This window comes from Bradyrhizobium sp. (genome assembly GCF_050014615.1).
Classification (GTDB): Bacteria; Pseudomonadota; Alphaproteobacteria; order Rhizobiales; family Xanthobacteraceae; genus Bradyrhizobium.
In genome coordinates this window covers 1-7,520 of the sequence record NZ_JBEKCZ010000241.1, presented here as the reverse complement: position 1 = coordinate 7,520, position 7,520 = coordinate 1, and the positions used below count along the sequence as shown (strand labels likewise).

The 7,520-nt window shown below is 61.2% G+C and carries 9 protein-coding genes; 5 read left to right on the top strand and 4 right to left on the bottom strand.

Annotation, left to right across the window (positions count from 1 at the left end; genetic code table 11):
• Positions 1-405, top strand: a 405-nt coding sequence (locus ABR948_RS26395) for a flavin reductase family protein (RefSeq protein ID WP_428123610.1), incomplete at its 5' end; no start/stop codon positions are given.
• Positions 402-1,088: a TetR/AcrR family transcriptional regulator gene (locus ABR948_RS26390; protein WP_428123608.1), complete on the top strand. Its 687-nt coding sequence runs from the start codon at positions 402-404 to the stop codon at positions 1,086-1,088. The genes ABR948_RS26395 and ABR948_RS26390, both read left to right, overlap by 4 nt.
• A 67-nt stretch (positions 1,089-1,155) precedes the next feature.
• On the opposite strand, the gene ABR948_RS26385 is transcribed toward ABR948_RS26390, so the two are convergent.
• From ABR948_RS26385 to ABR948_RS26370, 4 genes are all read right to left on the bottom strand, one after another.
• Positions 1,156-1,590: an SgcJ/EcaC family oxidoreductase gene (locus ABR948_RS26385; protein ID WP_428123605.1), complete on the bottom strand. Its 435-nt coding sequence runs from the start codon at positions 1,588-1,590 to the stop codon at positions 1,156-1,158.
• A 184-nt stretch (positions 1,591-1,774) separates the two neighbouring features.
• On the bottom strand, positions 1,775-2,764 hold the full coding sequence (locus ABR948_RS26380; protein ID WP_428123603.1) for a Gfo/Idh/MocA family protein: 990 nt from the start codon (positions 2,762-2,764) through the stop codon (positions 1,775-1,777).
• A gap of 55 nt (positions 2,765-2,819) precedes the next feature.
• Entirely contained in the window at positions 2,820-3,695 is an 876-nt protein-coding gene (locus tag ABR948_RS26375) for a polysaccharide deacetylase family protein (RefSeq protein WP_428123600.1), read from the bottom strand.
• A 58-nt stretch (positions 3,696-3,753) separates the two neighbouring features.
• On the bottom strand, positions 3,754-4,860 hold the full coding sequence (locus ABR948_RS26370) for an LLM class flavin-dependent oxidoreductase (protein ID WP_428123597.1): 1,107 nt from the start codon (positions 4,858-4,860) through the stop codon (positions 3,754-3,756).
• Between the two features lie 182 nt (positions 4,861-5,042).
• Between ABR948_RS26370 and ABR948_RS26365 the strand changes: the two genes are divergently transcribed.
• The 3 genes from ABR948_RS26365 to ABR948_RS26355 form a co-directional block, all read left to right on the top strand.
• Positions 5,043-5,924 (top strand): FAD binding domain-containing protein, encoded by an 882-nt coding sequence (locus tag ABR948_RS26365; RefSeq protein ID WP_428123594.1) that lies wholly within the window; start codon positions 5,043-5,045, stop codon positions 5,922-5,924.
• Complete coding sequence (locus tag ABR948_RS26360; protein WP_428123591.1) at positions 5,921-6,406, top strand: (2Fe-2S)-binding protein; 486 nt, start codon at positions 5,921-5,923, stop codon at positions 6,404-6,406. The genes ABR948_RS26365 and ABR948_RS26360 overlap by 4 nt, the downstream gene beginning before the upstream one ends.
• A partial coding sequence (locus ABR948_RS26355) for a xanthine dehydrogenase family protein molybdopterin-binding subunit (protein ID WP_428123588.1) occupies positions 6,403-7,520 on the top strand: 1,118 nt, incomplete at its 3' end. The genes ABR948_RS26360 and ABR948_RS26355, both read left to right, overlap by 4 nt.

Sequence of the window (7,520 nt, the reverse complement as noted above, 5' to 3'; positions counted from 1 at the left end):
ACCTGCAATTCGTTCGCCTCGGTCTCGCTCAATCCGCCGCTCGTGCTATGGAGCCTGGGGATGTATTCGCAGGGGTTGCCTATCTTCCAGAATGCCAGCCATTTCGCGGTCAATGTCCTTGGTGCGTCGCAGCAGGCGCTCGCGACCAAATTCGCGAAATCATCGGCAGAAAAATTCGTTGGCGTCGAATGGATACCGGGCCTCGGCAATGCACCGCTCTTGGCCGACAGCGTCGCCAATTTCCAATGCCGCGCGGCCAGCCGGTATTACGGCGGCGACCATGTGATCTTCCTGGGCGCGGTCGAGGCCTATGCGTATAACCGGCAGGAGCCGCTGCTGTTTGCCCGCGGCGGCTACGGGCGATTTCTCGGCGCCGACAACATTCCGGCGGCTGTGGGGTCATGAGCAAGAAAACATCGCCGAAGCGCGCGCGCGCGAAGCAGAAACGGTTGTCCCCGGACGATCGCCGCAAGGAGTTCGTCGCCAAGGCCACTGAATTTTTCTCGGAGGAGGGGTTTGGTGGCGGCACCCGCGACCTGGCGCGCCGGCTCGGCGTGACCCAGCCGCTATTGTATCGTTATTTTCCAAGCAAGGACGACCTGATCAAGGAAGTCTATCGCACGGTCTATCTCGAGCCGCTCGATACCGGCTGGGAAAAATTGCTGGCCGACCGTTCCCGGCCGATCCGTGACCGGCTACAGGAATTCTACAACGCCTATACCAATGTGATTTTCACCCGCAAATGGCTGCGGATCTATCTCTATTCCGGCCTCAAGGGCCTCGATATCAACCGCTGGTATGTCGGCGTCGTCCGGGACAAGATTTTGACCCGCATCATCCGGGAATGCCGCCACGAAGCCGGGCTGCCGGTGCAAAGCAAGCCGACGGCATCCGAGCTGGAGATGGCCTGGGTCTTTCACAGCGGAATTTTTTATTACGGCGTCCGCAAATACATCTACGAGTCGCCCGTGCTCGAAGACAAGGAGCAGATGATCAGCGACACGCTGGATGTCTTTCTGGCCGGCTTTGAGCGGGTATACGGTGCCGCGGTGGGCCTTCGCCGCCCGCCGGTGAAGGTGGTCGGCTAGAAGTGTACTAGCCGTTTCGCTGAGGAGCGCGTTCCGCCGGACGACGGTGAGAAGCGATCCCGGCGATTTAGCTGGCTCGATTTTGTAGCCAGCGCGTGATCCGAACGCTTAGCGGCTGCACGCGGGTATTCTGAAAGGATCGAATCAGCCAGTCGGAACCGTGTTTTACCAGGACATAGGACTGAAAGGACTTCTTGCGCCCGCTTCCCGCGGTGTGAACCAGTGCGACGGAGCTTGAGAGCAATTCGAGGCTCTCGACATCAGCCGATAGGCTGGTGCCTCTTAGGACGCCACGAAAGAGCGCTGTATGCAGTTTGGCATTTTCGGCCCGACCGCGAAGATGCATGCCGTTGAACGTGATGTAGTCGGACTTTTCGGCAAAACACGCCGCATAGCCTTCGCCGTCGCCGCGTGCCCAGGCATCGTGTAAACGCACTAGAAGCGAGCGAATGGCATTCTCGTCGTCTATTTGAAGCTCAGCCTTTTCATCATGGTTCGACATGAGACGCTTGGCTCCTGACACAGAGTTTCAAACCGGGCAGTTGATGCCCTGCATTGCGGTCAAATTTGCAGTCCAGCCAATAAAATTGTAGCCAAACGTGGCGTATGCAAGCTCGGCAGAGGCCACCGGCGCGCCGCAAATGACGAAGTCCGCCAAGAGAGAGCTGCGCCGAATACAGGTCTGTTCAGATTTTCTCGATGGTTCCGCTTTTGATCGACCGCTGGATCGCCTCGAAGCTGCGGACGTTCGAGAGCATTTCGTCTCGCGTCACCGGATAGGCCGCCTGACCCGATGCAGCGCGGCCAAAGGCCTCGAGATTGGCGCGCACCGCCGGATGCGGTCCAAAGAAGGTGGCGACGGGTTCCTTGTCCTGAAGCACGCTGGTCACGTCCCACCCGGTCGAATTCTGCGGATGGCTGCGGTCGCGGATTTCCATCCAGCCCTTCGATCCCAATAGCGCCAGCCGACCCATGAACGGCGTCGCCAGCACGGCGCCGAGCAGGGCGGTGGTGCCGTTCTCGAATCCCATCGTGATCGACAGCGTATCGCCATTCTCGAAATGGCTGCCGAGTTGCGCCAGCCGCGCCCAGACGCTGGTCGGCCGTCCCAACAGCGCGATCGACAGATCGACCATATGAATGCCGGTGGCCGACAGCGGCCCGGCCGGATTGATAGTCTTCGACAAGCGCCAATTGTCGTGCGGCAATTTCAGGAACAGGTCCTGGCTGAAATTGCCTTCCAGCAGCAGCGGATTGCCGAATTCACCGGCCGCAAAGCGCTTGCGCATGTCGATGACCGCAGGCTCGAACCGGCGTTCGTGGCCGATACCCAATTGAACGCCGGCTTTGCCGACGGCCGCCAGCGCGGCCTCCGCATCGGCCGCGGTCGTGCATAATGGCTTCTCGCAGAACACATGACGCCCCGCTTGCGCGGCCGCGACGATCTGTTCGGCATGCCGCTCCTGTGGCGTGCAGAGAATGACGGCCTCGATCCTGGGATTGGCCAGCGCGTCCTCGAACCGCGGCGCGGTCTCGACGCCGAGGGCTGCGACCGAAGCGCGCGCGGAGTCGAGGGGGTCGACGCCCAGCACAGGCTTGATGACTTCGCTGTCGAGCAGGTTTTTGAGGATGTTTTGTCCCCACCAGCCCAGGCCGATGACGGCGGCATTGATCATGCGCGGCTTCCCATCCCTGATGATTATGTTGTTTGTTTTCTCAGGCTTTCGAAATTCAGACCTTGGACATTTCGGCGCGGTACCAGTCGCCGATCTCGCTGGCGGTCATCAAGGCCACGCCATCATGGCTGATGACATAGTCAAGCAACGCCTCCAGATATTTGATGCGATGCGGAACCCCGGTGATGTAGGGATGGATGGAGATCGCCATGATCCGCGCGTTGGTAGCGCCTTCGAGATACAGCCGGTCGAACTGATCGGTGCAGCGCTTGAGAAACTGCTCGGACGGCAAATGCTGCAGCGCGTGGATGACGATATCGTTGGTTTCCACCGAGTAGGGAATGGTCGTCATGGTTCCGTGCGGGGTGGCGATATCCTGCGGCAGATCGTCGATCACCCAGTCCGCCAGATATTCGATACCGTTCATGCGCAGAAGATCGAGGGTCTCTTCGGTCTCGGTCAGGCCCGGACTTTCCCAGGATCGAGGCTGCTTGCCGGTGAATTTGGCGATGGCGTCGACGGCCCGCTTGATGGCGTCGCCCTGGTTCTCCAGCCTGTGCATCGGGCCCTGCAGGAATCCATGGCCCATGAATTCAAAGCCGGCCTCGAGTGCCGCCGAGGCGACGCGCGGATAGGACGTGCACACACTTCCGTTCAGCGCCAATGTCACGGGCATGTTCCGGTCGGTCAGGGCCTTGAACTGGCGCCAGAAACCGGCGCGCATGCCGTATTCATGCCAGGACCAGTTGGGCACGTCGGGCAACAGCGGCTGTCCCATCGGCGGGCTCAGCACGGTGCGCGGCATCGCATTCTCGATGCGCCATTCCTCGACATTGAGGATGACCCACACCGCCAGCTTCTTACCGTCAGGCAATTTCAGCTTCGGCCGATCGACTTGCGCCTGATAGGGAATGCGATCGGTAAGAGCCACGGCAAAATCTTCTTGTTGAGATGCGTTTGACTGGATGCGGACTGATGCGCTGCGGATTCTATTCCGCGGCGCTGGAGCGTTTCGCGGTGCCCGCGTTGACCTGCGGCATCACCTTCTCAGCCATCAGAATCATGGACTGGCGCCCGAGTTCCCGGTCCTTCCAGTCCTTGCCGGCATACAACAGCGTCCCGAATTGGCCAACTTCCTGCTGGAACGCCAGCAACTGATCGGCAACGCTATCCGGTGTTCCATAGATGATCAGCTTGTCGCACACCATTTCGAGCGTCACTTCATCGTCGGGCTGGTCGCGGCGGGTTTTGAACAGTTCGATGCGGCCGTTCTTCTTCAGTTTGGTGAACAGCGAACGATAATAATAGACGTAGGGCCCGTCCGGGTCGGTGGCGTAGGCTTTGGCGGTTGCCGCGTCCTTGGCGACGAACACGCTTTTGGCGACACGCCAGTTGGCGGGATCGGCCGGGCGGCCGCCGCGCTCGCAGCCCTCGACATATTTCGGCCAGTGGCTTTTGACCCAGGCCGGCATCAGGAAGTTCGCCGAAATCGGATCCCAGCCGCGCACGGCGGCCTCGGTGACGCCCTTCGAGAACGGCGCCACGGCGGTGACGACGATCGGCGGATGCGGTCGCTGCAGCGGACGCGCAATGAAGCCCTGGCCGATCTCCTTGATCAGGGTTTTCTGCGTCGAGATGTTCCAGTATTTGCCCTGAAGATTGTACGGTGGCTCGCCGGCCCAGATCTCCAGAACCTGATTGATCGATTCGAGAAACATCTCGTTGCGATTGGCATCGAGATTGCCGAATAATTCGGCATCCGACAGCAGTCCGCCGGGGCTGATCCCGAAAATCAGGCGCCCATCGAGCATGTGATCGAGCATCGCCAGGCTGGCCGCGACGGTGGCCGGATGGGTGTTCGGCATGTTGATGGTGCCGGTGCCGAGCTTGATCTGCTTGGTGGCGGCGGCGATCCAGGCGAGGAAGGTGACGCAGGAGGTGATGTTCTCGGCCTTGTCGGTGACGTGTTCGCCGACATAGGCCTCGGTAAACCCGAGTTCATCGGCCAGCAGGAAGGCCTCGCGATCCTCCCGGAGCGATTGCTGCCAATCCTTGTCGAGCGGATGGATCGGCATGGTAAAGAAACCGAGATTCATGGCCTGCTCCTCCCTGGAGCCGATTTGATGCGCGCCGAACGTCGCGCGTTTCGTGCCATTATGACTAATCCGAAAGTCGAGTCATCAGAAATAATCGTTCGATAAACAAACTTGACCTTTAGGGGGCCCCGCCGTCTAATCCCAAAAAATATGCCCAAATTTCGGCCGGGGAGGTCACATCAATGAAAGCCTCGGCTTTCAGCTACGCCCGTGCAACCAGCGTCGTGAACGCGATAGAGTTGCTGGTCACGCATGGCGACGGCGCGAAGGTGCTTTCGGGCGGCCAGAGCCTGATGCCCGCGATGAATCTTCGTCTGATCTCTCCGGAACTGATCGTCGATATCTGCGACATCGAAGAGCTGCGCGGCATTGCCGTGACCGGCGATGTCGTGCGCATCGGGGCGCTGACGCGCCATGTCGATCTCCTGAACTCGCCCGAAATTGCCGCGCATTTGCCATTGCTGACCGAAGCCATCGCCCATGTCGCGCATCCCGCGATCCGCAATCGCGGCACCATCGGCGGCAGCCTGGCGCATGCCGACCCGGCGGCCGAATTGCCGGCCTGCATGGTCGCGCTGAATGCGACCATTATCGTCAGGGGGCCAACGGGTGAGCGCCGGGTTCCGGCGCAAGATTTCTTCACCGGAATTTATGAGACGGCGTTGTCGGCGGACGAGCTTTTGGTTGCCGTCGAATCGCCCATCGCGCAAAACAATTCCGCGCATTTCTTCTGCGAATTCGCGCGGCGACACGGCGATTACGGCATCGTCGGCCTTGCCGCCCAGGCGGTCGTGGAAGGCGAACTCCTGACGGATCTTCGGCTGGCCTTCTTTGCCGTCGGCGATCGGCCCGTGCTGGCGGGGGCCGCGACGAAATTACTCAACGTCGCCGTCACATCGGCGGTGCTATCGGAGGCATCAAAGGCGCTTGGCGAAGAGCTCGATCCCCAGGAAGATCAGCAGGCGAGCGTGTCGATGCGCCGGCATCTGGCCAAGGTGCTGCTGGCGCGATGCGTGGCCGCGCTTCTTGATCGTCCTGAACTCAGGTCCGGGGAATCCTTGTGACTGCTGCTTTGCCGATTTCGCTGCAGGTGAACGGCGAGCGCATCGATGCGCAGGTGTTGCCGCGGCTTAATCTTGCGGATTTTTTGCGGGAGCATCTGAAGCTGACGGGCACGCATGTCGGCTGCGAACACGGGGTTTGCGGCGCCTGCACGGTGCGCGTGAACGGCGATATCGTTCGTTCCTGCCTGATGCTGGCGGCGCAGACGCACGGCGCAATCATTGAGACCATCGAAGGATTATCCGACAGCGGCGAGATTGCCGATCTGCAAGCCGCGTTTCGCGATCGCAACGCGCTGCAGTGCGGCTTCTGTACGCCCGGCATGCTGATCGCCGCGCAGGATCTGCTGCTCCACGATGCCACGCCGGATCGCGAGCGCATCCGCGAGCATCTCTCGGGCAATTACTGCCGCTGCACGGGCTACCAGGCCATTGTCGATGCGGTCGAGTCTACCGCGCAAGCGCGCATGGGGCGCACCCCATGACCGCGGTATCCGCCAAACCGGAAGCGCTTTCGGTGCTCGATCGGCCGAATTCCTATATCGGCAAGGTGGTGCCGCGGCCGAATCTCGAGCGACTGATGCAGGGGCGCGGGCTCTATGTCAGCGACATGGAACTGCCGCGGATGGCGCATGTGGTGTTCCTGCGCTCGCCCCATGCCCATGCGAAGATTATCGGGATCGACGCCGCGGCAGCCCGGCGGATGCCAGGTGTCATCGCCGTCGTGACCGGCGAGGAACTTGCCGCAATCATCACACCATGGGTTGGCGTACTCACGCATTTGAAAGGTCTCAAATCCGCGCCCCAGCACGCGATCGCGCTGGATCGGGTTTGCTGGCAGGGCGAAGCCGTGGCGGCCGTGGTGGCGACGAGCCGCGCGGTCGCGGAAGATGCCGCCGAAATCATTGGCGTCGAATATCGGGAACTGGAAGCGGTGACGGATATGCGCACCGCGCTCGATCCGCACACCCCGGTCATTCATCCCGCGCTCGGCGACAATCTTGCCTTCGAGCGCAATCTTGATGCCGGGGCGGTCGATGCGGCGTTGGCCGGCTCTGACGCAGTTGTGGAAGCGGAGTTCGTGTTTGGCCGGCACACCGGCGTGACGCTGGAGCCGCGCGCGGTGGTGGCGGACTGGAACGCCGCCGAGGCGCGGCTGACGATCTATCAAGGCACCCAGGCGCCGCACATGGTGCAGAACATCGCCGCACTTCATCTCGGCCTTGAGGAGTCGCAGGTTCGCGTAGTCTGCAAGGATGTCGGCGGGTCCTTCGGCATCAAGGTTCACATCTACGCCGACGAAATGGCCACCTATGGGTTGTCGAAACTGCTGCGCCGACCGGTCAAATTCGTTGCCGACCGGGTCGAGAGCTTCAACACCGATATTCACGCCCGCGACCATCGCTGCAAGGGCAAGATCGGCGTCATGCGTGACGGCACCATCACGGCGTTCGAGATCGACGATCTCACCGGCATCGGGCCGTATTCGATGTATCCGCGCACCAGCGCCATCGAAGCCAACCAGGTCGTCAATCTCGTTGGCGGGCCTTACATGGCGAAGAATTACCGCGCGCGGGCCCGCGTCGTGTTCCAGAACAA